The 24,998-nt window shown below is 60.0% G+C and carries 25 protein-coding genes, 1 tRNA gene and 1 pseudogene; 10 read left to right on the top strand and 17 right to left on the bottom strand.

The window, feature by feature from the left end:
- Positions 1 to 192: 192 nt before the first annotated feature.
- Positions 193 to 1,410 carry an MFS transporter gene (locus J4D25_RS20820; protein ID WP_057713312.1) on the top strand — a complete coding sequence of 406 codons (1,218 nt, stop codon included), beginning with the start codon at positions 193 to 195 and terminating at the stop codon, positions 1,408 to 1,410.
- 170 nt (positions 1,411 to 1,580) lie between these two features.
- Here J4D25_RS20820 and ychF read toward each other — a convergent pair whose 3' ends face one another.
- The 8 genes from ychF to J4D25_RS20780 form a co-directional block, all read right to left on the bottom strand.
- Complete coding sequence (gene ychF, locus J4D25_RS20815; RefSeq protein WP_057713313.1) at positions 1,581 to 2,681, bottom strand: redox-regulated ATPase YchF; 1,101 nt, start codon at positions 2,679 to 2,681, stop codon at positions 1,581 to 1,583.
- Between the two features lie 22 nt (positions 2,682 to 2,703).
- On the bottom strand, positions 2,704 to 3,288 hold the full coding sequence (pth, locus tag J4D25_RS20810) for an aminoacyl-tRNA hydrolase (protein ID WP_007973893.1): 585 nt from the start codon (positions 3,286 to 3,288) through the stop codon (positions 2,704 to 2,706).
- Positions 3,289 to 3,457: 169 nt separating this feature from the next.
- Positions 3,458 to 4,057, bottom strand: a complete 600-nt coding sequence (locus tag J4D25_RS20805; RefSeq protein WP_007973891.1) for a 50S ribosomal protein L25/general stress protein Ctc — start codon at positions 4,055 to 4,057, stop codon at positions 3,458 to 3,460.
- A gap of 142 nt (positions 4,058 to 4,199) precedes the next feature.
- A complete protein-coding gene (locus J4D25_RS20800) occupies positions 4,200 to 5,141 on the bottom strand; it encodes a ribose-phosphate pyrophosphokinase (protein ID WP_003171603.1) in 942 nt (313 codons plus the stop codon).
- 46 nt (positions 5,142 to 5,187) lie between these two features.
- Positions 5,188 to 5,262: transfer RNA gene (locus J4D25_RS20795), tRNA-Gln, on the bottom strand.
- Positions 5,263 to 5,298: 36 nt separating this feature from the next.
- A complete protein-coding gene (gene ispE, locus J4D25_RS20790) occupies positions 5,299 to 6,150 on the bottom strand; it encodes a 4-(cytidine 5'-diphospho)-2-C-methyl-D-erythritol kinase (protein WP_057713314.1) in 852 nt (283 codons plus the stop codon).
- Position 6,151: 1 nt separating this feature from the next.
- On the bottom strand, positions 6,152 to 6,769 hold the full coding sequence (gene lolB, locus J4D25_RS20785; protein WP_057713315.1) for a lipoprotein insertase outer membrane protein LolB: 618 nt from the start codon (positions 6,767 to 6,769) through the stop codon (positions 6,152 to 6,154).
- 4 nt (positions 6,770 to 6,773) lie between these two features.
- On the bottom strand, positions 6,774 to 8,498 hold the full coding sequence (locus J4D25_RS20780; protein ID WP_057713316.1) for a tetratricopeptide repeat protein: 1,725 nt from the start codon (positions 8,496 to 8,498) through the stop codon (positions 6,774 to 6,776).
- Positions 8,499 to 8,733: 235 nt separating this feature from the next.
- On the opposite strand from J4D25_RS20780, the gene hemA reads away from it, so the two are divergent.
- The 6 genes from hemA (at position 8,734) to J4D25_RS20750 (ending at position 14,107) form a co-directional block, all read left to right on the top strand.
- Positions 8,734 to 10,023: a glutamyl-tRNA reductase gene (gene hemA / locus J4D25_RS20775; RefSeq protein ID WP_057713317.1), complete on the top strand. Its 1,290-nt coding sequence runs from the start codon at positions 8,734 to 8,736 to the stop codon at positions 10,021 to 10,023.
- A complete protein-coding gene (gene prfA / locus J4D25_RS20770) occupies positions 10,020 to 11,102 on the top strand; it encodes a peptide chain release factor 1 (RefSeq protein ID WP_007981853.1) in 1,083 nt (360 codons plus the stop codon). Before hemA ends, prfA begins: the two co-directional genes overlap by 4 nt.
- Positions 11,103 to 11,933 carry a peptide chain release factor N(5)-glutamine methyltransferase gene (prmC, locus tag J4D25_RS20765; RefSeq protein ID WP_057713318.1) on the top strand — a complete coding sequence of 277 codons (831 nt, stop codon included), beginning with the start codon at positions 11,103 to 11,105 and terminating at the stop codon, positions 11,931 to 11,933.
- Positions 11,927 to 12,682, top strand: coding sequence for a molybdopterin-synthase adenylyltransferase MoeB (locus J4D25_RS20760; RefSeq protein ID WP_057713319.1), 756 nt, complete (start codon positions 11,927 to 11,929; stop codon positions 12,680 to 12,682). The genes prmC and J4D25_RS20760 overlap by 7 nt, the downstream gene beginning before the upstream one ends.
- Positions 12,675 to 13,466 (top strand): glutamate racemase, encoded by a 792-nt coding sequence (murI, locus tag J4D25_RS20755; protein WP_057713320.1) that lies wholly within the window; start codon positions 12,675 to 12,677, stop codon positions 13,464 to 13,466. Before J4D25_RS20760 ends, murI begins: the two co-directional genes overlap by 8 nt.
- A gap of 122 nt (positions 13,467 to 13,588) precedes the next feature.
- On the top strand, positions 13,589 to 14,107 hold the full coding sequence (locus tag J4D25_RS20750) for an acyloxyacyl hydrolase (RefSeq protein ID WP_057713321.1): 519 nt from the start codon (positions 13,589 to 13,591) through the stop codon (positions 14,105 to 14,107).
- Between the two features lie 145 nt (positions 14,108 to 14,252).
- Here J4D25_RS20750 and J4D25_RS20745 read toward each other — a convergent pair whose 3' ends face one another.
- The 7 genes and pseudogenes from J4D25_RS20745 to J4D25_RS20715 all read right to left on the bottom strand — a co-directional run bounded on the left by J4D25_RS20745 (position 14,253) and on the right by J4D25_RS20715 (position 20,043).
- Complete coding sequence (locus tag J4D25_RS20745) at positions 14,253 to 14,558, bottom strand: YkgJ family cysteine cluster protein (RefSeq protein WP_007981864.1); 306 nt, start codon at positions 14,556 to 14,558, stop codon at positions 14,253 to 14,255.
- Between the two features lie 99 nt (positions 14,559 to 14,657).
- A complete protein-coding gene (locus tag J4D25_RS20740; RefSeq protein WP_057713322.1) occupies positions 14,658 to 15,440 on the bottom strand; it encodes an SDR family oxidoreductase in 783 nt (260 codons plus the stop codon).
- Positions 15,437 to 15,536: pseudogene (locus tag J4D25_RS20735) on the bottom strand (nuclear transport factor 2 family protein); the annotation flags it as partial. The gene J4D25_RS20740 and the pseudogene J4D25_RS20735, both read right to left, overlap by 4 nt.
- A gap of 2 nt (positions 15,537 to 15,538) precedes the next feature.
- Positions 15,539 to 16,981 carry a deoxyribodipyrimidine photo-lyase gene (phrB, locus tag J4D25_RS20730; RefSeq protein ID WP_057716564.1) on the bottom strand — a complete coding sequence of 481 codons (1,443 nt, stop codon included), beginning with the start codon at positions 16,979 to 16,981 and terminating at the stop codon, positions 15,539 to 15,541.
- A 21-nt stretch (positions 16,982 to 17,002) separates the two neighbouring features.
- A complete protein-coding gene (locus J4D25_RS20725) occupies positions 17,003 to 17,944 on the bottom strand; it encodes a MerR family transcriptional regulator (RefSeq protein WP_057713323.1) in 942 nt (313 codons plus the stop codon).
- Entirely contained in the window at positions 17,944 to 18,903 is a 960-nt protein-coding gene (locus J4D25_RS20720) for a DUF523 and DUF1722 domain-containing protein (protein WP_057713324.1), read from the bottom strand. The genes J4D25_RS20725 and J4D25_RS20720 overlap by 1 nt, the downstream gene beginning before the upstream one ends.
- 153 nt (positions 18,904 to 19,056) lie before the next feature.
- Entirely contained in the window at positions 19,057 to 20,043 is a 987-nt protein-coding gene (locus tag J4D25_RS20715; protein WP_057713325.1) for an NAD(P)/FAD-dependent oxidoreductase, read from the bottom strand.
- Positions 20,044 to 20,239: 196 nt separating this feature from the next.
- On the opposite strand from J4D25_RS20715, the gene J4D25_RS20710 reads away from it, so the two are divergent.
- Together J4D25_RS20710 and hemH are read left to right on the top strand one after the other, a co-directional pair.
- Positions 20,240 to 21,142 carry a TIGR01777 family oxidoreductase gene (locus tag J4D25_RS20710; protein WP_057713326.1) on the top strand — a complete coding sequence of 301 codons (903 nt, stop codon included), beginning with the start codon at positions 20,240 to 20,242 and terminating at the stop codon, positions 21,140 to 21,142.
- Between the two features lie 13 nt (positions 21,143 to 21,155).
- Positions 21,156 to 22,178, top strand: coding sequence for a ferrochelatase (gene hemH / locus J4D25_RS20705; protein ID WP_057713327.1), 1,023 nt, complete (start codon positions 21,156 to 21,158; stop codon positions 22,176 to 22,178).
- 178 nt (positions 22,179 to 22,356) lie between these two features.
- Here hemH and J4D25_RS20700 read toward each other — a convergent pair whose 3' ends face one another.
- Both J4D25_RS20700 and upp read right to left on the bottom strand, forming a co-directional pair.
- Positions 22,357 to 23,631: a uracil-xanthine permease family protein gene (locus J4D25_RS20700; protein WP_057713328.1), complete on the bottom strand. Its 1,275-nt coding sequence runs from the start codon at positions 23,629 to 23,631 to the stop codon at positions 22,357 to 22,359.
- 2 nt (positions 23,632 to 23,633) lie between these two features.
- Entirely contained in the window at positions 23,634 to 24,272 is a 639-nt protein-coding gene (gene upp / locus J4D25_RS20695; RefSeq protein ID WP_053159679.1) for a uracil phosphoribosyltransferase, read from the bottom strand.
- 166 nt (positions 24,273 to 24,438) lie between these two features.
- Between upp and J4D25_RS20690 the strand changes: the two genes are divergently transcribed.
- Positions 24,439 to 24,996 carry a hypoxanthine-guanine phosphoribosyltransferase gene (locus J4D25_RS20690; RefSeq protein ID WP_008045996.1) on the top strand — a complete coding sequence of 186 codons (558 nt, stop codon included), beginning with the start codon at positions 24,439 to 24,441 and terminating at the stop codon, positions 24,994 to 24,996.
- Positions 24,997 to 24,998: the final 2 nt, after the last annotated feature.

The raw sequence follows: 24,998 nt of genomic DNA, 5'->3' as shown, positions 1-24,998 counted from the left end.
TCGGTCTCCTTTGTAAGGAGGCCGCGTTCAAGCAGACAAGGAAGGCAAGATTCAGACCATGGCTTTGCGCCATCAAGGTTGTGGTGATGAAAAACGAGGTCGTTAGCAGGCTAAGGGGATGGCGTTGCCGCACCGAAAAATGGCACATTGGCGCACCTGCACGTTCGTACCTCCTGTTGTCTGGAAATTCCCATGGCTATCAGCAACGCCCAGACCGGCTCAGTGCCGGCGTCCGCTACGCCCCAAAGCAGTCCCCTGGTGATGCGCATCATTGGCGCGGTAGCGCTGGCGCATTTGATCAACGACCTGATCCAGTCGGTGCTGCCGTCGATCTATCCGATGCTCAAGGCCAACTATGGGCTGACCTTCACTCAGGTCGGCCTGATCACCCTGACGTTCCAGTTGACGGCCTCGCTGCTGCAGCCGTGGGTCGGTTACTACACCGATCGTCATCCCAAGCCGTGGTTGTTGCCGGCGGGTACGGTCTGCACCCTGGTCGGGATTCTGATGATGTCGGTGGTCGGCAGCTTCCCGCTAATCCTGTTGGCGGCGGGGCTGATCGGCATCGGTTCATCGACCTTCCACCCGGAAGCGTCCCGCGTGGCGCGCCTGGCTTCAGGCGGGCGCTTCGGGCTGGCGCAATCGACCTTCCAGGTCGGCGGTAACGCAGGCTCGGCGTTCGGCCCGTTGCTGGCGGCGGCGATCATCATTCCCTACGGTCAAGGGCAGGTGGCCTGGTTCGGCCTGTTCGCGGTGTTTGCGCTGTTTGTCCTCTACCGGATCAGCCGCTGGTACGCCAACCACTTGAACCTGTTCAAGCTCAAGCAGGGCCAGGCGGCGACTCACGGTTTGTCCAAGGGCCGAGTGACCAGTGCGCTGGTGGTGCTCGGGTTACTGGTGTTCTCCAAGTATTTTTACATGTCGAGCCTCACCAGCTACTTCACCTTTTATCTGATCGAGAAGTTCGACCTGTCGGTGGCTAGCTCGCAGCTGCACCTGTTCCTGTTTCTCGGCGCGGTCGCGGCGGGGACGTTCTTTGGCGGGCCGATCGGTGACAGGATCGGGCGTAAGGCAGTGATCTGGTTCTCGATCCTCGGCGTTGCGCCGTTCACCTTGCTGCTGCCCCATGTCGACCTGTTCTGGACCAGCATTCTCAGCGTGGTCATCGGCTTCATTCTCGCCTCGGCGTTCTCGGCCATCGTGGTGTACGCCCAGGAACTGGTGCCGGGCAATGTCGGGATGATCGCCGGGATATTCTTCGGCCTGATGTTCGGCTTCGGCGGGATTGGCGCGGCGTTGCTGGGCCATTTGGCGGATATTCACGGCATCGAATACGTGTACTACCTGTGTTCGTTCCTGCCGCTGTTCGGGGTGTTGGCGATCTTCCTGCCGCGAACCAAAAAGGCCTGATCCAACACAAATCCCCTGTGGGAGCGAGCCTGCTCGCGATGACGGAGTGTCAGTCAGTATCTTTGTTGGCTGACACACCGCTATCGCGAGCAAGCTCGCTCCCACAGAAAAGCAAAAACAAGGCACAAAAAAGCCGCGTATCAAACGCGGCTTTTTCTTGGGCGTATGGCTTAGACGTTGAAACGGAAGTGCATCACGTCGCCGTCTTTAACGATGTAATCCTTGCCTTCCAGACGCCATTTACCGGCTTCCTTGGTACCGGCTTCGCCCTTGTACTGGATGAAGTCGTTGTAGGCGATCACTTCGGCGCGGATGAAGCCTTTTTCGAAGTCGGTGTGGATCACGCCAGCGGCTTGTGGTGCGGTGGCACCGACGCGGACGGTCCAGGCGCGGACTTCTTCGACACCGGCGGTGAAGTAGGTCTGCAGGTGCAGCATTTCGTAGCCGGCGCGGATCACGCGGTTCAGGCCAGGCTCTTCGAGGCCCAGGGCTTCGAGGAACATGTCTTTTTCTTCGCCGTCATCGAGCTCGGCGATTTCCGCTTCGATCTTGTTGCACACCGGAACAACCACGGCGCCTTCTTCTTCGGCGATGGCGCGTACAACGTCCAGGTGCGGGTTGTTCTCGAAACCGTCTTCAGCGACGTTGGCGATGTACATGACCGGCTTGGTGGTCAGCAGGTGGAAGCCCTTGATCACCGCTTTCTCGTCGGTGCCCATGTTCTTCATCAGGCTGCGCGCCGGCTTGCCTTCGGTGAAGTGAGCGATCAGTTGCTCCAGCAGGCCTTTCTGGACCACTGCGTCCTTGTCACCGCCCTTGGCGTTGCGCGCGACTTTCTGCAGTTGCTTCTCGCAGCTGTCGAGGTCGGCGAAGATCAGTTCCAGGTCGATGATTTCGATGTCGCGTTTCGGGTCGACGCTGTTGGAAACGTGAATCACGTTCTCGTCTTCGAAGCAGCGGACCACGTGGGCGATGGCATCGGTTTCACGGATGTTGGCCAGGAACTTGTTGCCCAGGCCTTCACCTTTCGACGCGCCGGCAACCAGGCCCGCGATGTCGACGAATTCCATGGTGGTCGGCAGGATGCGCTTTGGATTGACGATGGCTGCCAGGGCATCCAGACGCGGATCCGGCATCGGCACGATACCGCTGTTAGGCTCGATGGTGCAGAAGGGGAAGTTCTCGGCCGCGATCCCGGATTTGGTCAGGGCGTTGAACAGGGTGGACTTGCCGACGTTAGGCAGGCCGACGATGCCGCAATTGAATCCCATGGTGTTTCCCCTCGGATAAGAGTCAGGCCTTCTGGCTGTGCAGGTTTTTCATCGCGCGGTTCCATTCCCCGGCGAGGATATCCGGCAGCACGCCGAGGGCAAAGTCGATGCTGGCATCGAGTTTTTCCTGTTCGGCGCGTGGCGCACGACCCAGGACGAAATTTGAAACCATACTGGCGACGCCCGGATGACCGATGCCAAGCCGCAGGCGGTGGAAAGTGTTCTGATTGCCCAGTTGCGCAATGATGTCGCGTAGCCCGTTGTGACCGCCATGGCCACCGCCCACTTTGAGTTTGGCGACGCCTGGAGGCAGGTCGAGTTCGTCGTGTGCCACGAGGATTTCTTCAGGCTTGATGCGGAAGAAACCTGCAAGGGCCGCCACGGCCTGGCCGCTGCGGTTCATGTACGTGGTGGGAATCAGCAGACGAACATCCTGACCCTGATGCGAATAGCGCCCGGTCAGGCCGAAATATTTGCGGTCCGCCACAAGGTTTACGCCTTGTGCGTTCGCGATGCGCTCAACAAAAAGGGCCCCTGCGTTATGCCGGGTCTGTTCGTATTCAGCGCCTGGATTTCCCAGGCCAACGATCAGTTTGATGGCAGTCACGATAGGGGCCCTTCCTTGGAGTGGTGGATAACATCGCCGCAATCAGGGATAGCGGCGAAAGTGGACGAAAATTGCTCATTTACCATGATGTAAACTCCGCGTTCTCGCCCGCTTTCTCGCTATGCTCTAGTCCGCGATGTTTCCGGTCACTCCGGCGTACAGAGTAAAATTACTCTGCAGCGCCTTCTGCAGCTTCTGGAGCAACACGTGGAGCGTGGACGTTGGCAACAGCCTTGTCATCACCGTGTGCCAGGGCCACGAACTCAACGCCTTTAGGAGCCTTGAGGTCCGACAGGTGAATGATCGAACCGATTTCAGCGTTAGCCAGGTCGACTTCGATGAACTCAGGCAGATCTTTCGGCAGGCAGGAAACTTCGATCTCGGCAACAACGTGCGAGATTTCGCCGCCTTTCTTGGTCGGTGCTTCTTCGTTGATGAAGTGCACTGGAACGATAGCGGTCAGTTTCTGGCCGGCTACTACGCGTACGAAGTCAGCGTGCATCACGTGGCCTTTGGCCGGGTGACGCTGCAGGGCTTTGATCACGACGTTCTGCTTGGTGCCACCAACGTTCAGCTCGATGATGTGGCTGTAAGCCGCTTCGTTTTCGAGCAGTTTGGCAACTTCTTTGGCCAGCATGCTGATGGATTCAGGGGCTTTGTCGCCACCGTAAACTACAGCTGGAACCAGGCTTGCGAGACGACGCAGGCGGCGGCTCGCACCTTTCCCCAGGTCGGAACGCACTTCAGCATTCAGAGTAAAATCGTTCATGTTGTATCTCCAAAATAACCACACTCGCCCCAGCGTTTGCGACCAGCGCTAAAGGCGATATGGGCAAAAAAGCCCCGCCCCGACAGGAATGCCGGGGCGGGGCGCTTTTCGTCAACGAGACATTTCGAGAAGGGCAGGGCCCTTAGCGGAACATCGCGCTGATCGATTCTTCATTGCTGATGCGGCGGACCGCCTCGGCAACTACCGGTGCGATATCCAGTTGGCGGATACGCGCACAGGCTTGTGCTGCAGCGGACAGAGGAATGGTGTTAGTCACCACCAACTCGTCCAGCACGGAATTTTCGATGTTTTCGATTGCCCGACCCGACAGCACAGGGTGCGTGCAGTAGGCGAAAACCTTGGCAGCGCCATGCTCTTTCAAGGCCTTGGCCGCGTGGCACAGGGTGCCGGCGGTATCGACCATGTCATCGACCAGAATACAGGTACGCCCTTCGACATCACCGATGATATGCATCACTTCAGAGTGATTGGCTTTCTCACGGCGTTTGTCGATGATCCCGAGATCCACGCCCAGGGATTTGGCAACGGCACGTGCACGCACGACGCCGCCAATGTCCGGGGACACGATCATCAGGTTTTCGAAGCGCTGATCTTCGATGTCATCCACCAGAACCGGGGAGCCGTAGATGTTATCTACCGGAATATCGAAGAAACCCTGGATTTGGTCAGCATGCAGATCAACCGTGAGAACACGGTCGATGCCGACTACGGTAAGCATGTCAGCCACGACTTTCGCGCTGATAGCCACACGTGCGGAACGCGGACGGCGATCCTGACGGGCATAACCAAAGTAAGGAATAACAGCAGTGATACGAGTAGCCGAGGAGCGGCGGAAGGCATCAGCCATCACTACCAGTTCCATCAGGTTATCGTTGGTCGGAGCGCAAGTCGGCTGAATAATGAAGACGTCTTTACCGCGAACGTTTTCATTGATCTCGGCTGTAATTTCGCCGTCGGAGAATTTACCGACAGAGATGTCACCGAGAGGGATATGCAGCTGACGTACGACACGCCGAGCCAGATCGGGGTTAGCGTTCCCCGTAAAGACCATCATCTTGGACACGCGCAGTACCTGAAGGCTGAGGGTAACCTGGATGAGTATAGGAAAATGGCAGGGGCGGCTGGATTCGAACCAACGCATGGCAGGATCAAAACCTGCTGCCTTACCGCTTGGCGACGCCCCTGTATCTGTTGCAACGATTACCCAGTAATCGGTTCCTTTAGAGCAGACTTTGCAGCTTGCGATGCAACATCGAAACGTTGCTTCCTTTTGCTACAAATCCTGTAAGGGTCTCTGTCAGAAGGGCCGAGACTTTATCAGCTTCAGCTTTGCTTGGGAAGCCCCCAAACACACAACTTCCAGTTCCGGTGAGTTTTGCTTCGGTAAATTTACCTAACAAATTCAAAGCGTTACGTACCTCTGGATAACGCCTTGTTACCACCGGCAAGCAGTCATTTCGACTGTTTCCCTTGGGAACGGGGCGCACTTTAATGGGAGGAGTGTTACGTGTCAACAACGGATCTGAAAAAATTTCTGCCGTACTAACAGAGACTTGCGGCACCAGCACCAGATACCACGGTTCTTCCGGGTCCACAGGGGTCAGTTTCTCCCCCACGCCCTCGGCGAAAGCTGCGTGGCCACGTACGAAAACCGGGACGTCGGCGCCCAGCGTCAACCCCAGCCCGGCCAGGCGATCTTCATCCCAGCCCAATTGCCACAGATGATTCAAGCCCAGCAATGTTGTTGCGGCATTCGAGCTGCCGCCACCGATGCCGCCGCCCATGGGCAGGATCTTGTCGATCCAGATATCGACGCCTAGCGAGCAAGCGGATTGTTCCTGAAGTTTTCTGGCGGCCTTGACGATCAGGTTGCTGTCGTGGGGAACACCTTCGAACTCAGTGTGTAGATGAATGACACCGTCATCGCGCAGGGCGTAGGTGATTTCGTCGCCGTAATCGAGAAACTGAAACATTGTCTGCAGTTCGTGGTAGCCGTCTTCGCGGCGACCCAGGATGTGCAGCATCAAATTGAGTTTGGCTGGCGAGGGCAGCGTCAGGCGATTGGCTGGCATGTCATGACCCCAGTTTGCGCGGTTGCCAGATCTTGATCACCAGCGTGACATCAAGGTCGGTGCCGCTGAGCTTGATGCGCTCGGGTAGCCAGAAACCGTTTTGCTGGGTGTAGGCGGTGTAGTCGACCTTCCAGCCATCCTGTTCAAGGCTCGCCAGGCGGCTGTCGCCGTCCAGGGTCAGGCGACTTTTGCTGTCGGGAGCCGGGAGCCCGCGCACCCACCAGGCCAGGTTGGACACCGGCAGCTTCCAGCCAAGTTGTTCTTCGAGCAGCACTTCCGGATTCGGCGCGTCGTAACGTCCCTGGTTGGCGACTTCCAGCGACACCTTGCCCGGGCGTCCGGTCAGGCGAGCCGCGCCGCGGCCCAGTGGTCCCGACAGGCGAATGTCGTAGTAATCCTGGCGCTGCAACCAGAACAGCGTGCCGCTGCCCGAGTCTTTCGGGGCACGGATGCCGATCTTGCCGTCGATCTGCCAGCCATCGAGGCCGGTCAGTTGCTGTTTGTGCTCACGCCATTGGGCGGCGTTGCCATGGCCCTCGACCGACTCACGGGGACCCAGGCCTGCGCAACCGGCGAGCAGGGCGATAAAGCTGAAAACGATGAAATGGCGCAAAAACATAATCTTAAAGAGTCTCTGATCCGGTCAGGCGTTTGATGGTGCCGCGCAGGGTCGGGCTGTCAGGCTGTTCCTTGAGGAACTTGCCCCAGACTTGTTTCGCTTCACGCTGTTTGCCGTTGGCCCACAGGACTTCACCCAGGTGAGCGGCGACTTCCTGATCGGGGAAGCGATCCAGGGCCTGGCGCAGCAGGCGCTCGGCTTCGTCGAGATTGCCCAGGCGGTAATTCACCCAGCCAAGGCTGTCGAGTACCGCCGGGTCTTCCGGACTGATCTGGTGTGCCTGTTCGATCAGGGCCTTGGCTTCGGCGTAACGCGTGGTGCGGTCGGACAGGGTGTAGCCCAGGGCATTCAACGCCATGGCATTGTCCGGGTCGCGCTTGATGATCGTACGCAGGTCTTTTTCCATCTGCGCCAGGTCATTGCGTTTTTCCGCCTGCATGGCGCGGGTGTAGAGCAGGTTCAGGTCGTCCGGGTATTTCTGCAAGGCCTGTTGCAGAGCATTCCAGGCCTTGTCGCCCTGATTGTTGGCGGACAGGGTTTCGACTTCGATCAGGTACAACTGGATGGCGTAATCCGGCTGCTCATCGCGTTCTGCCGCCAGCTTACGTTGCGCTTCGGCGGTCTTGCCGTTGTTGATCAGGATGTCGGCCTGACGCAATTGCGCCGGCAGGAAGTCGTTGCCCGGGCCAACCTTGGCGTATTCGATCAGCGCGCCTTGCGGGTCGTTTTGTTCTTCGGCGATGCGGCCGAGGTTCAGGTGCGCCGAGTCAACATGGCTTTCCCGGGCGATCAGGTCTTCAAGATGACCCTTGGCCTCATTCCAGTCCTTGGCTTCCAGGCACACCAGCGCCAGGGAGTAACGCAGTTCGTCGTCTTCCGGGTATTGCTGGACCAGGCTCGAGAACTCGGCCTTGGCGTCGTCCATGCGGTCCTGTTCAACCAGCATCCTCGCGTAAGTCAGGCGCAGGCGCTTGTCGTCCGGGTATTTCTTGATGCTTTTCTGCAGCAGCGGCAGGGCTTCGTCACCGCGATTCAAGGTTTGCAGCAGGCGTGCACGCAGCAGGATCGGCGCAATTTCGCCGTCGTCCGGCGGATTGTCTTCCAGCAGCTTCAGCGCGCCCTTGGCGTCGCCATCCTGTTGCATCAGCAAGGCCTTGCCGAAAATCAGCTGGCCGTTGTCCGGATGACGCTGCAACAAACGATCGAAGCTTTTCATCAAGCCGTTGCGGGTGTCCTGGTCGGTGTCGGCCGCGGACAGCGCAAGGAAGTCGAAATGGGTGTCGCCTTTGCCTTGCAGGACTTTCTCCATATAGACCATGGAGTCGTCATAACGCCCGGCGCGTGCCAGTTGCACGGCGGCGGCGCGTTGCGCTTCGAGGTCGTCGGGGGCGTTCCTGGCCCAGATCAGCGCAGTATCCAGGGCTGCCTGGTCGGCGCCCAGATATTCGGCGATACGAAATGCCCGCTCGGAGATGCCCGGATCCTGGGTGTTGATGGCCTGGGTCACATAGTTGTCCAGGGCAATGTCAAAACGATTGCGCTGGCCGGCCAGTTCGGCGCTCAACAGGCTGAAGATGGTTTCCTCGCTGAATGGGCTGTAGACCTTGGGCTTTTCAGGGGCCGGGGTGCTGTCTTCAACCGGCGGCGCACCGTCCGACGAAACGGGTGCCAAGGCCTGGCAGCCGCTGAGGAAGACAAGAGCGAGGAGCAACGCGGAGGATCTATTCATATAGGAAGAGGACGACTAACCTGCGGTCGGATCATCATGACACAAGCTTTCGAGCAAACATAACCGGCCCGGCAATTTACCTGCCAGCCCGATCCGCGTCGCCCTGATGCTTGTGTAAACGAGAACTGCTCGCAACCCGCGGCGGCGCCTGATGGGGCGATAGATATCGAGTAGTTGTTCTGATTCCGTCGAAGTAGGACAATTGCCGGCTTCACGTCACCATCAGCGACTTTGAATGGCCTTCCTTGCACTCGGTATTAACCACAAGACTGCTTCAGTAGACGTCCGCGAGCGCGTGGCTTTTACCCCTGAGCAGCTGGTTGAGGCCTTGCAGCAGCTCTGCCGACTCACCGACAGCCGCGAAGCTGCGATCCTCTCCACCTGCAATCGCAGTGAACTCTATATAGAACAGGATCACCTGTCGGCGGACGTCGTGCTGCGCTGGCTGGCGGAATATCATCATTTGAGCTACGACGAGCTGCGCGAAAGCGCCTATGTGCATGAAGATGATGCGGCAGTTCGTCACATGATGCGGGTGGCTTCCGGGCTCGACTCGCTGGTGTTGGGCGAACCGCAGATTCTCGGCCAGATGAAGTCGGCCTATGCCGTGGCCCGCGAAGCCGGCACCATCGGGCCGTTGCTCGGTAGGCTGTTCCAGGCCACGTTCAATGCGGCCAAGCAGGTGCGCACCGACACGGCCATCGGCGAGAACCCGGTGTCGGTAGCGTTTGCCGCGGTGAGCCTGGCCAAGCAGATTTTCAGCGACCTGCAACGCAGCCAGGCCTTGTTGATCGGCGCCGGCGAGACCATCACCCTGGTCGCCCGCCATCTGCATGACCTGGGTGTAAAGCGCATCGTGGTCGCCAACCGCACCCTGGAGCGCGCGAGCATCCTGGCCGAACAGTTCGGTGCCCATGCGGTGCTGCTGTCGGATATTCCGGCAGAGCTGGTGCGCAGCGATATCGTCATCAGTTCCACCGCCAGCCAGTTGCCGATTCTGGGCAAGGGTGCGGTGGAAAGCGCCTTGAAACTGCGCAAGCACAAACCGATCTTCATGGTGGATATCGCTGTTCCCCGCGACATCGAGCCAGAAGTCGGCGAACTGGACGACGTTTACCTCTATAGCGTCGACGACCTCCACGAAGTGGTTGCCGAGAACCTCAAGAGCCGCCAGGGCGCAGCCCAGGCCGCCGAAGAGATGGTCTCGATCGGTGCCGAAGATTTCATGATCCGCCTGCGCGAATTGGCGGCGGTGGACGTGCTCAAGGCCTATCGTCAACAGAGCGAACGCCTGCGCGACGAAGAATTGCAAAAGGCCCAGCGCATGCTGGCCAACGGCACCAGTGCCGAAGAGGTGCTGGTGCAACTGGCCCGCGGGCTGACCAACAAACTGTTGCACGCACCGAGCGTGCAGTTGAAAAAGCTCTCTGCCGAAGGTCGCCTGGATGCGCTGGCGATGGCCCAGGAACTCTTTGCCCTCGGTGAGGGCTCATCGGATAGCTTTTCGGATAAAAAACCGCAATGAAAGCGTCACTGCTCAATAAGCTGGATATCCTCCAGGACCGTTTCGAGGAATTGACCGCCCTGTTGGGCGATGGCGAGGTCATTTCCGATCAGAACAAGTTCCGCACCTATTCCAAGGAGTACGCGGAAGTTGAACCGATCGTGGGCGCCTATAAAGAACTGCTGAAAGTGCAGGACGACCTCGAAGGCGCCCAGGCACTGCTCAAGGACAGCGACCCGGACATGCGGGAAATGGCCGTGGAAGAAGTCCGCGAGGCCAAGGAACGCCTGGTCACGCTCGAAGCCGACCTGCAGCGCATGCTGCTGCCCAAGGACCCGAACGACGGCCGCAACGTGTTCCTCGAGATCCGTGCCGGTACCGGTGGTGACGAAGCGGCGATTTTCTCCGGCGACCTGTTCCGCATGTATTCGCGTTACGCCGAGCGTCGTGGCTGGCGGGTGGAGATCCTTTCGGAGAACGAGGGTGAACACGGCGGCTATAAAGAGGTGATTGCCCGGGTCGAGGGCGACAACGTCTACGGCAAGCTGAAGTTCGAATCCGGCGCGCACCGCGTGCAGCGGGTTCCGGCGACCGAATCCCAAGGCCGCATTCACACGTCGGCCTGCACCGTGGCGGTATTGCCCGAGCCGGACGAACAGGAAGCCATCGAGATCAACCCGGCCGATCTGCGCATCGATACCTATCGCTCCTCCGGCGCCGGTGGCCAGCACGTCAACAAGACCGACTCGGCGATCCGTATCACGCACTTGCCATCCGGTATTGTGGTCGAGTGCCAGGAAGAACGTTCACAGCACAAGAACCGCGCCCGGGCGATGTCCTGGTTGTCGGCCAAGCTGAACGATCAGCAGACCTCCGCCGCGGCCAACGCCATCGCCAGCGAGCGCAAGTTGCTGGTCGGTTCCGGCGACCGCTCAGAGCGTATCCGCACCTATAATTTCGCCCAGGGCCGGGTCACCGATCATCGAGTCAACCTGACCTTGTATTCCCTCGACGAGATCCTCGCCGGCGGCGTCGAGGCGGTGATCGAGCCGTTGCTGGCCGAGTACCAGGCCGATCAACTGGCAGCGATAGGTGAGTAAATGACGATCATTGCCAGTTTGTTGCGCGCCGCCGATTTACCCGACTCGCCGACGGCGCGTCTGGATGCCGAACTGCTGCTGGCGGCGGCCTTGGGCAAGTCCCGCAGTTTCCTGCATACCTGGCCGGAGCGCATCGTGCCGAGCGAAGCGGCGCTGACGTTCGCCGAGTATTTGCAGCGTCGCCGCAGCGGCGAGCCGGTGGCCTATATCCTCGGCCAGCAGGGTTTCTGGAAGCTGGACCTGGAAGTGGCACCGCACACGCTGATCCCGCGCCCCGACACCGAACTGCTGGTGGAAGCCGCGCTGGAACTGTTGCCGGCCACACCGGCCAAGGTACTCGACCTTGGCACGGGCAGCGGCGCAATTGCCCTGGCCCTGGCCAGCGAGCGTCCGGCCTGGAGCGTCACTGCCGTGGATCGTGTTCTGGAAGCCGTGGCCCTGGCCGAACGCAATCGCCAGCGCCTGCACCTGGACAACGCCACCGTGCTGAGCAGCCATTGGTTCAGCGCCCTGGAAGGTCAGCTTTTTCAACTGATCATCAGCAATCCGCCCTACATCGCAGCGGCCGATCCGCATCTGGTCGAGGGCGACGTGCGCTTTGAACCGGCCAGCGCCCTGGTGGCGGGTGTCGACGGGCTCGACGATCTGCGCTTGATCGTTGCCCAGGCACCGGACCATCTGGACGCCGGCGGTTGGCTGATGCTTGAACACGGCTATGATCAGGCCGAGGCGGTTCGCGATTTGCTGCTGACCCGGGGTTTTGAAGAAGTCCACAGCCGCACCGATCTGGGCGGTCATCAACGCATCAGTCTGGGGCGCCTGCCGTGCTGAATGATCAGGAATTGCTGCGCTACAGCCGGCAGATTCTGCTGCAACACATCGATATCGACGGCCAGTTGCGGCTCAAGGAAAGCCGCGTATTGATCGTCGGTCTTGGCGGCCTTGGCGCGCCAGTGGCGCTGTATCTGGCGGCCGCCGGCGTTGGTGAGTTGCACCTGGCGGACTTCGATACGGTCGACCTGACCAACCTGCAACGCCAGATCATTCACGACACCGACAGCGTCGGCATGACCAAGGTCGATTCGGCAATCAAGCGCCTGACGGCGATCAACCCCGAGATTCAACTGATCGCCCATCGTGCGGCGCTGGACGAAGACTCCCTGGCCGCCGTAGTGGCCAGAGTGGATCTGGTCCTCGATTGTTCTGACAATTTTTCCACCCGTGAAGCGGTCAACGCCGCTTGCGTGGCGGCCGGCAAACCGCTGGTCAGCGGCGCGGCGATTCGCCTCGAAGGGCAGCTGTCGGTGTTCGATCCGCGTCGACCGGAGAGTCCGTGCTACCACTGTTTATACGGGCACGGCAGCGAAGCCGAATTGACCTGTAGCGAGGCCGGCGTGGTCGGTCCGCTGGTGGGGCTGGTCGGCAGTCTGCAAGCGCTTGAAGCGTTGAAGTTGCTGGCCGGATTCGGCGAGCCGCTGGTGGGGCGCCTGTTGTTGATCGATGCCTTGGGCACGCGCTTCCGTGAACTGCGGGTCAAGCGCGATCCGGGCTGCAGCGTCTGTGGGCCGAAACATGCGTGAAGCGCCGATCGGCGTGTTCGACTCCGGTGTCGGTGGGCTCTCGGTACTGGCCGAGATCCAGCGTTTGCTGCCCAATGAGTCTCTGTTGTACGTCGCCGACTGCGGAAATGTTCCCTACGGCGAAAAATCCCCGGCATTTATCCAGCAACGTTGCAGCGTGATGGCCGACTTCTTTCGGCAGCAGGGCGCCAAGGCTTTGGTGCTGGCGTGCAACACGGCGACGGTTGCCGGGGTCGCCGACCTGCGTCGCGACTATCCGGAATGGCCCATCGTTGGCATGGAGCCGGCAGTCAAGCCGGCCGCCGCCGCAACCCGTTCCGGCGTGGTGGGGGTGCTGGCCACCACAGGCACTTTGCAGAGCGCCAAGTTCGCCGCGTTGCTCGACCGCTTCGCCACGGATGTGAAAGTGATCACCCAGCCCTGTCCAGGGCTTGTGGAGCTGATTGAAAACGGCGACCTGCGCAGCCCCGAGTTGCGCCAGCTGTTGGCCGGGTATGTCGAGCCACTGCTGGCTGCCGGCGCGGACACTCTGATTCTCGGCTGCACCCATTACCCCTTTCTCAAGCCGATGTTGCGGCAGATGATCCCCGAGGACATCAGCCTGATCGACACCGGCGCCGCCGTCGCGCGACAACTTCAGCGTCTGCTGGTCGAAGGCGAGCTGCTCGCCGAGGGGCCTGCCCGTGAGGCACAGTTCTGGACCAGCGCCGATCCGCTTCATTTCAGAAATATCTTGCCGATACTGTGGAATACCTCTGGTGTTGTGCGAAGCTTCAACAGGTAGATGGCTGTCCGGGGGGATACGAAGAGTCGGGGTAAACTTCTGATAAATCGCTGACTTCTATAGTTTTGCAGGGCTTGGTAACAAAAAAACCATACGAAATCGTTCGGAAAAGGAAGTTTCAAGTGAAGCGACTATTCTGCTTGGCCGCGATTGCGACCGCACTTTTGGGGCACACTTTTACCGCGCAGGCGGCAGGTGTGGAATTTGCCGTGGGGCAAACCGGCGAGTCGACCATGACCTATCGATTGGGGATGCAATTCGATTGGGACCAGAGCTGGTGGCAGAGCGACGTTGGTCGTCTGACCGGTTACTGGGACGGCGCCTATACCTATTGGGAAGGTGACGAGAAATCCAGTAACCACAGCCTGTCGTTCTCACCCGTGCTTGTTTATGAATTTGCCGGCCAGAACGTCAAACCCTACATCGAGTTTGGGATTGGCGTGGCGGCGTTTGCCAGCACCGAAGTCGAAAGCAACGATCTGGGCAGCGCCTTTCAGTTCGAAGACCGCTTTGGTTTCGGTTTGCGCTTTGCCGGCGGACATGAAGTCGGGGTTCGTGCGACGCACTATTCCAACGCCGGGATCACCACTCCGAACGATGGTGTAGAAAGTTACGCATTGCATTACACGATGCCGTTGTAAGCACCACGGTTTCAGCGGGTTGTAAATCCCTCTGTGGGAGCGAGCTTGCTCGCGATGACGATGTTTCATTCAACATCAATGTTGAGTCTGAAATCGCTATCGCGAGCAAGCTCGCTCCCACAGGGGGGACACGTGGTTTTCCAGTTCAGCGATACGCCGTCGAAATCCCCTGGCGTTCGTCGATGCACTCCGGAGCGCCCATCTCGAACTCCCGGCAGATCAGCGGGCGTTTTTCGTAGATCGTGCACATCATCGTGTTGCGATCCAGCGCGGCACACCAACCGTCATCCAGGCGCAACATCACTTCCCCGCCCCAGTCATCGGTATCGATGAACCGTTCAGGCACGCCCGTATCTGTGATCAGCATGACTTCGAGCTGGCAGCAGCAGGCTGCGCAGGTCGAGCAGGTGACCGCGGGTTCCGCGATTTGCGTATGGGGGATGGTTTTCATGGCGCGCAGTGTAAGGCAGTCACCGGGTACTGTGTGAAAGGTCTGACGGACGCTCAAATATCGGAGCGCCCGAGACACCGCCGCCATTGATGACGACTTTCAGGGTTGATCCTTGATCGGCGGCTGGCTGCGCACCATGCGTTTGCCGATCTCCAGTTTTACTTGGTCCGGCCGCTTGGAGAGTGGCCAGAGGGCGGCCATGAACGCTGCCGGGAAAGCGATTTCCAACGGGCGGTCCTTGAGTTTTTCGAAGATGTGCCGCGCGGCTTTCTCCACCGGCCAGCTCAAGGCCATGGGCGAGTCGTTTTTTGCCGTCAGCGGCGTATCGACGAACCCGGGGCTGATTACCGTGAGTTCTATGCCTTCCGGGGCCAGGTCGATGCGCAGGGATTCGAACAGGTAACGTAGCCCGGCCTTCGAAGTGCCGTAGGCTTCTGCCTTGGGCAGCGGCAGGTAGGTCACCGTACTGGCCATGGCCACCATATGCGGTGCGGTGCCGGCACGCAGCAATGGCAGGGCGGCGTCGATGCAATAGCTGCTGGCCAACAGGTTAGTGCGCACCACATGCTCGACAATCGACGCATCGAACTGCTTGGCATCCACGTACTCGCAGGTGCCGGCGTTCAGTATCACGGTGTCCAGCGAGCCCCAGTCCTGGGCAATCTGCTCGCCGATCTCGCGTACGGTCTGGCTGTTGGTCAGGTCTCCGGGGACCACCAGCACTTGCCCCGGATAACGTAGCGACAAGTCTTTCAGGGGGGCCACGGTGCGCGAACTGACGGCCAGGTGCGCACCGGTTTTCAGGATTTCTTCGGCCAGGGCGGCACCGATGCCGCTGCTTGCACCGGTCAGCCAGTATCGTCGTGCGAGTGTCCGACTCATCCCAATCTCCTTTTCAGCCAGGCGATTGCCCGGCCCAATACGGGTAAATGTTCATAAAGCAAAGCCCCCGGCATCGAAGTAATCCCGGTGGCGGTAATTCATGACCCAACGGCGGCGTATTGCCGTGAGGGCAGGTTTTTGAATGCCGTCAACGCACGTGTACGGGAAGTACCCAGGTCGACGATCGGTGAGGGGTAATCCACAACACCGAAAAGGCCGCCGAGATTGGCGGGGTTGTGCACGTCTTTTTTATTCAACCCGGCCAGTTCTGGCAACCACTGCTTGATGAATACGCCTTCGGGGTCGAATTTTTCCGACTGGCTCAGCGGGTTGAAAATCCGGAAGTAAGGCGCCGAGTCGGTGCCGGTGGAAGAACTCCACTGCCAGCCACCATTGTTCGCCGCCAGGTCGCCATCAATCAGGTGACGCATGAAAAAGCGTTCGCCTTCGCGCCAGTCGATCAGCAGGTTTTTGGTCAGGAACATCGCCACCACCATGCGCAGGCGGTTGTGCATCCAGCCGGTTGCCAGCAGTTGGCGCATGGCGGCGTCGATGATCGGCAAGCCGGTGCGTGCCTGTTGCCAGGCGGCCAGTTCTTCGGGGGCGTTGCGCCAGGCCAGGGCTTCGGTTTCCGGACGGAACGCGCGGTGCCGGGAAACCCGTGGGTAGCCTACCAGGATGTGTTTGTAGAACTCGCGCCACAGCAGCTCGTTGATCCAGGTGACAGCGCCGGTCTTGCCGCTTTCGAATTCACCTTGATTGCTGTTCAAGGCCGCGTGCAGGCATTGGCGCGTAGAAATCACCCCGGCGGCGAGATAGGCCGAGAGCTGACTGGTGCCGGGCTTCGCCGGGAAATCCCGTGCGCTTTGATAGTGCTCGATCTGCACATCGCTAAAGCTGTCGAGGCGACGCCGGGCTTCGGCTTCGCCCGCCGGCCACAGGTTGCGCAGGTTATCAGCGGGTGTTGCGAAGCCGTCGATACCCAAGGGGATCGCATCGCTGGCAATGTTCAGCGGCGCTTGTTTGTGCGGCGCGCGTACCAGGCTGGGCAGCGAGTGGTGCAGTCGTTCGTAGCAGACTTTGCGGAACTGGCTGAAGACCTGAAAGTAAGTGCCGGTGCGGGTCAGTACGCTCCCGGGCTTGAACAGCAATTGATCGAGGTAGCGGCGAACTTCGATCCCTTCAGCCTGTAGCGTCCTGGCGACCGCTGCATCGCGACGTGACTCGTGGATGCCGTATTCCTCGTTGAGGTGCAACGCATCGACCTGCAGCTGTCGGCACAGGTTCAGCAATACGCCGGGTGCGTCATCCCAGCGAGGGGCCAGGCGGATCAGCAGGGGAATGTTCAGTTGACCCAGTTCGCGGCTCAACTCGCGCAGGTTGCGCAGCCAGAAGTCCACTTTGCAGGGCGCATCGTCGTGTTCCAGCCATTGTTCCGGACTCAGCAGATACACCGCCACGCACGGGCCGCGAGCCGCGGCGGCCGAGAGGGCGGTGTTGTCATGTAGGCGCAAGTCGCTGCGCAGCCAGATCAATTGCATTTTGGTATCCACGCGATCCATTTAAATCAGCCCGCGCTGAACGAGTGCCTGATGTGCCGACAACGGATCTTCGGCCAGGTACAAATCAGCGATCACGGCAGTACTTGCGGACAACTCGGTGTGGTGGATGCATACCGTTGGTCCGGCAATCATTTTTGGGCAACTGACGCCTTTGAAAAGTTTCGGCAGCTGCGCCGGATTCAGGGCTTTGCTTGAGTACAGCAGAACCCCTCGGGGTTGCAGAAGTTCGACCGCCAATGCCAATTCTCCGACAGGCAGTGGCCAGTCGAAGACCTCCACCGGGCAATCCGCGCTGCTGATCAGCCAGGCCGTGAGCCACAGGTGCGGTTCCACAGGCAGGTCCGAGTGGTTGACCAGCAGCAGCGGCGCGGTGCGCAACTGACGATTGTTATGGTAGATGCGCGCTCCGAACTTGCTGCGCAGCCAGGCACAAAAAAAGCCCCGCTCCATCTGCGCCCCGAACTGGCCTTGCCAGCGTTGCTCCAGAGCGGCCAGCAAGGGCATCAGCAATTGCTCGCACAGGGTTCGCGGCGGATACAGCGCCATGGCCTGATTGACGCTGTCATCCAGGGCGCGTTCCTGCAATCGGCTGACTGCCTGCAGCAACGTTTGCAGCAAGGCGTGCCAATCGTTGTCGACGGACTCGCTGAAGGCTTGCGGCGTGTCTAGCAATGGTTTGACCTGGCTGACGGCAACGCCACGGTTGAGCCAGGTGAGGATGGTCTGGATGCGTTGTACGTGGTCGGCCGAGAACAACCGATGGCCCTTGGGCGTGCGTAGCGGCACGATCAGACCGTAGCGCCGCTCCCAGGCACGCAAGGTCACGGCATTGACTCCGGTTTGCCGCGCCACCTCACGGATCGGCAGCCAACCTTCGTCCAGCGCCTTTTTAAAGTCATCGCCGAGGTCTTCGCGGGCGCTGGTGTCGAGTGCTTTTTTCATCAAATGGCGTTTCGCAGGCTGAGGTTTTCCGGGTGCGGTTGCAGGTAAACCTGCTGCGCGATGTACGGATCGGGGTGTTGGCGAAAGTGATGTTTGAGCAGTGTCAGCGGCACCACCAGCGGCACGATGCCCAGACGGTACTGGCTGATCACGTGCTGCACTTCCCGCTTGTCTTCGCCGCTGATGGCCTGTTTCAGGTAGCCACTGAGGTGTTGCAGGACGTTGGTGTGAGTGCGACGTGTGGCGCATTTTTTCAGCGCAGCCATCAGTTCGCTGAAATATCGGGGGCCCAGTTCCTGTGGATCGGTTTTGCCCATGTTGCCCAGCAGGTTGCCCAGGGTTTTGTATTGCACCGGGTTGTGGGCCATCAGCAGGTATTTGTAGCGCGAATGAAAGTCCGTGAGACCGCGCCGGCTCATGCCCTCTTGGCGTAGCTGCTGCCAGGCGTTGTAGGCGAACACCCGGGTGAGGAAGTTTTCCCGCAGCACCGGATCGTTGAGCCGGCCGTCTTCCTCCACCGGCAAGTCCGGGTGCCGCAGGCAGAAAGCCCGGGCGTAGATCCCGCGCCCGCCACTGTCCGCCCGTGCGCCGTTGGCGTGGTAGACCTTGACCCGCTCCAGGCCGCAGGACGGAGAATTTTGCATGAAGATGTAGCCGCAAATTTCCCCCAGCTGCACTGCCATTTCCTGGCCGTAGGTGGCCAGCGGTTGTGTCACGTTAAGGTTGTGATCGAGGGTGCCCAGGGCTTCGGGTTGATCTGCACTGCCCACCAGCCGAATCGGTTGGCGGGGTACGCCCAGGCCGATGGCCACTTCCGGGCATACCGGGATGAAATCGAAGTAGTCAGTGAGGGTGCGGCTGCACAACCGCGATTCCTTGTGTCCGCCGTTGTAGCGTACGTCGAGCCCCATCAGGCAGGCGCTGATGGCGATTTTCGGTTTGGCGGGGGAGTGGAACATCGGAGCACCTCGAATCTAAACCTGTACAAACATTCGGGTCTGTACAAGATAACTTCATCATAGATTCGAAGTTCTACAAGTCAAATTCTTTGTATAGGTTTTTGGCGGGCTGCTGTCAGGGCGACAGCAGCGATTTGCTCGGGTTGATGCTCTTTACTGCAGGTGCTCATGCAAGCGGCGGGCGGCCTCCTGACCGCTGAGCCAGGCCCCTTCGACGCGTCCGGACAGGCACCAGTCGCCACAGGCGTACAGCCCCAGGTCGGCATCGGCCAGGGTGCCCCATTCGTGACTGCTGGCGGGGCGGGCGTAGAGCCAGCGGTGGGCGAGGCTGAAGCTCGGCGCGGGCATTGAATCGTGCAGCAGTTCGGCAAATGCGCCGTGCAACTGTTCGATCACCGCTTCCTTGGACAGGTCGATGTGCTGGCGACTCCAGGCGCTGGTGGCATGCAAGACCCAGGTGTCGAGGGTGTTGTCGCGTCCGGGTTTGCTGCGGTTTCGGGCCAGCCAGTCGAGGGGGCTGTCCTGTACGAAGCAGCCTTCCATGGGCGTTTCCAGCGGTGTTTCGAAGGCCAGGGCGATGGCCCAGGTCGGGTCCATTTTCACCCCGGCGGCGGCCCCGGCGAGTTTCGGCGCAGATGCCAGCAGAGCCGTGGCCTGTGGGGCCGGCGTGGCGATGACCACATGGCTGAACGGTCCGTGGGTGAAGCCTTCGGCGTCCTGCAGGTGCCAGTGTTCTTCACCGCGATAGACCTCGGTGATCCGGCAGGCGAAATGCACTTCGAGGTCACCGAGCAGGGCGCGGGTGATGGCGCTCATGCGAGGCGTGCCGACCCAGCGGGTCTGCTCGTCCGGCGACAGGTTGAGTTGGCCGCCATGGTAGGTGTACAACTGCGGCGTCCACTCGGCGACCCAGCCCTTGGCTTGCCAGCGCTGGACTTCGTTGACAAAACGCCGGTCGCGGGCAGTGAAATACTGCGCGCCCATGTCCAGAGCACCCGCATCGCTGCGCTTGCTCGACATGCGCCCGCCGCTGCCGCGACTTTTATCGAACAGTTGGACCACGTGCCCGAGGTCCGTCAGGGCCTGGGCGGCGGAGAGTCCGGCAATGCCGGTGCCGATGATTGCGATAGGTACAGTCATAGGGGCCTCGTTTACCTTTCTGTACAGACTACGCCGGGGTTCAAACCTGTACAATATTGTTTTTTGGTATAACTTTTAGCGTTCTCGATCTGACAGGTTGGCCTATTGTTAAACACAGAGCCTGCTCGATACCAAAGATCCCTGCTTATAAAAATAGACTAATGGACAAGGTAAAACGCCACGCGAGGAAGAAGTCATGCACATATTGCTGACCGGCGGTACTGGTTTGATAGGACGTCAGCTCTGCCAGCACTGGTTGGGCCAAGGTCATCGCCTGACAGTCTGGAGTCGCCAACCTGAAAATGTCGCGAAAATATGTGGTGTCCAAGTGCGTGGAGTTGCACGGCTGGAGGATCTGGGGCAAGAACCTGTCGATGCGATTATCAATCTTGCCGGGGCACCGATCGCCGACCGACTCTGGACGCACAAACGCAAAGCCCTGCTGTGGAGTAGCCGAATCACGCTCACCGAAACCCTCCTGGCCTGGCTTGAAAGCCGCGCACAGAAACCGCAGGTGCTGATCTCCGGTTCTGCAATCGGTTGGTATGGCGATGGTGGCGAACGTGAGTTGACCGAAGAATCGCCACCGGTCATCGATGATTTTGCCAGCCAGTTATGCATCGCCTGGGAAGAGACCGCACAGCGAGCTGAGGTGCTGGGCATTCGCGTCATCCTTATTCGAACCGGTTTGGTGCTGTCGGCAGAGGGCGGCTTTTTGTCGCGGCTGTTACTGCCGTTCAAACTGGGCCTGGGAGGGCCGATCGGCAACGGCCGGCAGTGGATGCCGTGGATTCATATCGACGATCAAATCGCCTTGATTGATTTTCTTCTGCATCGCAACGAGGCCAGCGGTCCCTATAATGCGTGCGCGCCCGAACCCGTGCGTAATCGCGAGTTTGCCAAAACACTGGGTAGCGTGCTGCATCGCCCGGCGTTCATGCCGATGCCGACCCTTGCCTTGAAAGTGGGCCTGGGCGAATTGTCTTCGTTGTTGCTGGGCGGCCAGCGCGCCACTCCAGTGCGTTTGTTACAGGCAGGTTTCACTTTTAAGTTCACGGATTTGCACGCGGCTTTGGACGATCTGTCCAGTCGCCTTTGAAATAGGACGTTGCATGACCGATCACGCGTTGCTTCTGGTCAACCTGGGTTCACCTGCCTCCACCTCGGTGGCGGATGTGCGCAGCTACCTCAATCAATTTCTGATGGACCCGTACGTGATCGACCTGCCATGGCCGGTTCGACGGCTGCTGGTGTCGCTGATCCTGATCAAGCGTCCCGAGCAGTCGGCCCATGCTTATGCCTCGATCTGGTGGGACGAGGGCTCGCCGCTGGTGGTGCTCAGCCGTCGCCTGCAACAAGCGATGACCAGTCAGTGGCAACACGGCCCGGTCGAGCTGGCAATGCGTTACGGCGAGCCGTCGATCGAATCGACGCTGGTGCGCCTGGTCGCGGCGGGGCACAAGCGAATCACCCTGGCGCCGCTTTATCCACAGTTCGCCGACAGCACCACGACTACGGTCATAGAAGAGGCGAGGCGCGTGGTACGCGAGAAAAACCTCGACGTGCAGTTGTCGGTGCTCCAGCCGTTCTACGACCAACCGGAATACCTCGATGCGCTGGTGGCCACGACCCGGCCGCATTTGCAGCAGGATTTCGATCACTTGCTGATGAGCTTTCATGGCTTGCCGGAACGGCATCTGAAGAAGCTCAACCCCGGTCACAGCTTCGAGGGTGGCGGTGATTGCTGCGCCGGTGCGCCGCCGGAGGTGGTCGCCACCTGTTATCGCGGCCAGTGCCTGCGTACGGCGGCAGAGTTCGCCAAGCGCATGGGATTGCCGGAGGGCAAGTGGTCGGTGTCGTTTCAGTCGCGGTTGGGGCGCGCCAAATGGATCGAACCCTACACCGAAGCGCGCCTCGATGAGTTGGCCAAAAGCGGCGTGAAAAAGATTCTGGTGATGTGCCCGGCGTTCGTAGCCGATTGCATCGAGACCCTGGAAGAGATCGGTGATCGCGGCAAGGAGCAATTCCGCGCAGCGGGGGGGGAGGACCTGGTGCTGGTGCCGTGCCTCAACGATGACCCGCATTGGGCGAAGGCGTTGGCGACCTTGTGTGAAAGGGCACCGATTGCATTGTAGGCATACAAACTGTGGGTTGACGGGCTGTTGTGGCGAGGGGGCTTGCCCCCGTTGGGTCGCGGAGCGGCCCTGAATCCTTCAACCGCGAGTCAACTGACAGACCGCGCTCGCTGGATTTACGACTGCTTCGCAGCCGAACGGGGGCAAGCCCCCTCGCCACAAGGTATTGCCTGAGGCTTTAGATCAGCGGCTCATTCGCCTTCTTGTGCTTCCAGCTGTCATTGCCCGGCAGGATCAGGTTCAAGCCGATCGCCACCACCGCGCACAGCGCGATACCCTTGAGGCCGAAATCGTCCGGCCCGGTGCCGGTGCCGATCAGCACGCCGCCGATCCCGAACACCAGGGTCACCGAAACAATCACCAGATTGCGCGCCTCGCCCAGATCGATCTTGTGGCGGATCAGCGTATTCATCCCCACCGCCGCAATCGAACCGAACAACAGGCACAGAATCCCGCCCATCACCGGCACCGGAATGCTTTGCAGCAGTGCGCCGAATTTACCGATGAACGCCAGGCTGATGGCGAAGATCGCCGCCCAGGTCATGATTTTCGGGTTGTAGTTCTTGGTCAGCATGACTGCGCCGGTCACTTCGGCGTAGGTGGTGTTGGGCGGGCCGCCGAACAGACCGGCCGCCGTGGTGGCGATGCCATCGCCGAGCAGGGTGCGGTGCAGGCCGGGCTTCTTCAGGTAATCGCGACCGGTCACGCTACCCACGGCAATCACGCCGCCGATGTGTTCGATGGCCGGGGCCAGGGCCACCGGAACGATGAACAGAATCGCCTGCCAGTTGAATTCCGGTGCGGTGAAGTGCGGGATGGCGAACCACGGTGCCGCCGCAATCTTCGCGGTGTCGACCACACCGAAGTAGAACGCCATGCCAAAACCCACCAGCACGCCGGAGATGATCGGCACCAGGCGAAAGATGCCCTTGCCGAAAACCGCGACGATCAGTGTGGTCAGCAGTGCGGGCATCGAAATCATCATTGCCGTCTGGTAATGAATCAACTCACTGCCGTCGCCGGCCTTGCCCATGGCCATGTTGGCGGCAATCGGCGCCATGGCCAGGCCGATCGAAATGATCACCGGCCCGATCACCACCGGCGGCAGCAGGCGGTCGATGAAGCCGGTGCCTTTGATCTTCACCGCGAGGCCGAGGAAGGTGTAGACGAAACCTGCCGCCATCACGCCGCCCATGGTCGCGGCCAGGCCGAACTGGCCCTTGGCGAGAATGATCGGGGTGATGAAGGCAAAGCTCGATGCCAGGAACACCGGCACCTGACGCCCGGTGACGATCTGGAACAGGATCGTCCCCAGGCCGGCCGTGAACAGCGCCACGTTCGGGTCGAGACCGGTAATCAGCGGCATCAACACCAGGGCGCCGAAGGCCACGAACAGCATCTGTGCACCCGACAGTACCGTGCGCCAGAGCGGATCGTTGAACTCTTGCTGCATGGTCACGCGTCCTTCTGCTTGGTGCCGAAGATCTTGTCACCGGCATCGCCCAGCCCTGGGATGATGTAGCCGTGTTCGTTCAGTTTTTGATCAATGGAAGCGGTGTAGATGATCACGTCCGGGTGAGCTTTTTCTACAGCGGCGATGCCTTCCGGGGCGGCAACCAGCACCATGGCGCGGATGTCGCGGCAGCCGGCCTTTTTCAGCAGGTCGATGGTGGCAACCATGGAGCTGCCGGTGGCGAGCATCGGGTCGATGATCATCGCCAGGCGTTCGTCGATTTCCGGAACCAGTTTTTCCAGATAGGTGTGGGCCTGCAGGGTTTCTTCGTTGCGGGCAACGCCCACGGCGCTGACCTTGGCGCCCGGGATCAGGCTGAGCACGCCCTCAAGCATGCCGATGCCGGCGCGCAGGATCGGTACGACGGTTATCTTCTTGCCGGCGATTTTCTCGACCGACACTGTGCCGCACCAGCCTTCGATATCGTAGGATTCCAGCGGCAGGTCTTTGGTGGCTTCATAGGTCAGCAGCGCGCCGACTTCCTGAGCGAGCTCACGGAAATTCTTGGTGCTGATGTCTGCGCGGCGCATAAGGCCAAGTTTATGACGGATCAGCGGGTGGCGGATCTCATGGATGGGCATGGGGAAAGGCTCCGGCGGCGGGCAAAAAAACCGGCCTAGATTAATCTATCCGAGGGTGTTGTCCTATAGACATACAGTACGTTAGTCCACAAACGCTTGATCTGGCCTCGCTTGATGCGTACCTTTGCCCGCTTTTCCTGATTCCGCCACCCCTTTGGAGAGCACCATGTCTGCTGATCTCGAGCATATCCGTCAAATCATGCGAGAGGCTGACTGCCTGTACACCGAAGCTGAAGTCGAGGCGGCCATCGCCCGCGTCGGTGCACAAATCAACGATCAACTGGCGGATTCCAACCCAGTGGTGTTCTGCGTGATGAACGGCGGGCTGATTTTCTCCGGCAAGCTGCTGACCTATCTGCACTTCCCGCTGGAAGCGTCCTACCTGCACGCCACCCGCTATCGCAACGAAACCAGCGGCGGCGACCTGTTCTGGAAAGCCAAGCCGGAAGTTTCTTTCATCGACCGTGACGTACTGATCATCGACGACATCCTCGACGAAGGTCACACCCTGGGCGCGATCATCGACTTCTGCAAACACGCCGGTGCCCGCAAAGTGCACACCGCCGTGCTGATCGACAAAGACCACGACCGCAAGGCCCGCCCGGACCTCAAGGCCGATTTCGTCGGTTTGCCGTGCATTGACCGCTACATCTTCGGTTATGGCATGGACTACAAAGGTTACTGGCGTAACGCCAACGGGATTTTCGCCGTTAAAGGAATGTAAGA

It is taken from the genome of Pseudomonas sp. GW456-L13, from assembly GCF_017350115.1.
Classification (GTDB): domain Bacteria; phylum Pseudomonadota; class Gammaproteobacteria; order Pseudomonadales; family Pseudomonadaceae; genus Aquipseudomonas; species Aquipseudomonas jessenii.
Note: the sequence above shows the minus strand (reverse complement) of the source record. Positions and strands in the feature narration are given on the sequence as shown.

Bases quoted from the DNA above. Each gene is read 5' to 3' on its own strand.
- J4D25_RS20710 (WP_057713326.1), top strand. From the start codon at position 20,240: ATGCACATATTGCTGACCGGCGGTACTGGTTTGATAGGACGTCAGCTC.
- prfA (WP_007981853.1), top strand. From the start codon at position 10,020: ATGAAAGCGTCACTGCTCAATAAGCTGGATATCCTCCAGGACCGTTTC.
- J4D25_RS20690 (WP_008045996.1), top strand. From the start codon at position 24,439: ATGTCTGCTGATCTCGAGCATATCCGTCAAATCATGCGAGAGGCTGAC.
- murI (WP_057713320.1), top strand. From the start codon at position 12,675: ATGCGTGAAGCGCCGATCGGCGTGTTCGACTCCGGTGTCGGTGGGCTC.
- J4D25_RS20780 (WP_057713316.1), bottom strand. From the start codon at position 8,498: ATGAATAGATCCTCCGCGTTGCTCCTCGCTCTTGTCTTCCTCAGCGGC.
- J4D25_RS20805 (WP_007973891.1), bottom strand. From the start codon at position 4,057: ATGAACGATTTTACTCTGAATGCTGAAGTGCGTTCCGACCTGGGGAAA.
- J4D25_RS20820 (WP_057713312.1), top strand. From the start codon at position 193: ATGGCTATCAGCAACGCCCAGACCGGCTCAGTGCCGGCGTCCGCTACG.
- lolB (WP_057713315.1), bottom strand. From the start codon at position 6,769: ATGTTTTTGCGCCATTTCATCGTTTTCAGCTTTATCGCCCTGCTCGCC.
- hemA (WP_057713317.1), top strand. From the start codon at position 8,734: ATGGCCTTCCTTGCACTCGGTATTAACCACAAGACTGCTTCAGTAGAC.
- hemH (WP_057713327.1), top strand. From the start codon at position 21,156: ATGACCGATCACGCGTTGCTTCTGGTCAACCTGGGTTCACCTGCCTCC.
- J4D25_RS20700 (WP_057713328.1), bottom strand. From the start codon at position 23,631: ATGCAGCAAGAGTTCAACGATCCGCTCTGGCGCACGGTACTGTCGGGT.
- J4D25_RS20725 (WP_057713323.1), bottom strand. From the start codon at position 17,944: ATGAAAAAAGCACTCGACACCAGCGCCCGCGAAGACCTCGGCGATGAC.
- ispE (WP_057713314.1), bottom strand. From the start codon at position 6,150: ATGCCAGCCAATCGCCTGACGCTGCCCTCGCCAGCCAAACTCAATTTG.
- prmC (WP_057713318.1), top strand. From the start codon at position 11,103: ATGACGATCATTGCCAGTTTGTTGCGCGCCGCCGATTTACCCGACTCG.
- J4D25_RS20715 (WP_057713325.1), bottom strand. From the start codon at position 20,043: ATGACTGTACCTATCGCAATCATCGGCACCGGCATTGCCGGACTCTCC.
- phrB (WP_057716564.1), bottom strand. From the start codon at position 16,981: ATGCAATTGATCTGGCTGCGCAGCGACTTGCGCCTACATGACAACACC.
- ychF (WP_057713313.1), bottom strand. From the start codon at position 2,681: ATGGGATTCAATTGCGGCATCGTCGGCCTGCCTAACGTCGGCAAGTCC.
- J4D25_RS20745 (WP_007981864.1), bottom strand. From the start codon at position 14,558: ATGAAAACCATCCCCCATACGCAAATCGCGGAACCCGCGGTCACCTGC.
- J4D25_RS20740 (WP_057713322.1), bottom strand. From the start codon at position 15,440: ATGAGTCGGACACTCGCACGACGATACTGGCTGACCGGTGCAAGCAGC.
- upp (WP_053159679.1), bottom strand. From the start codon at position 24,272: ATGCCCATCCATGAGATCCGCCACCCGCTGATCCGTCATAAACTTGGC.
- J4D25_RS20720 (WP_057713324.1), bottom strand. From the start codon at position 18,903: ATGTTCCACTCCCCCGCCAAACCGAAAATCGCCATCAGCGCCTGCCTG.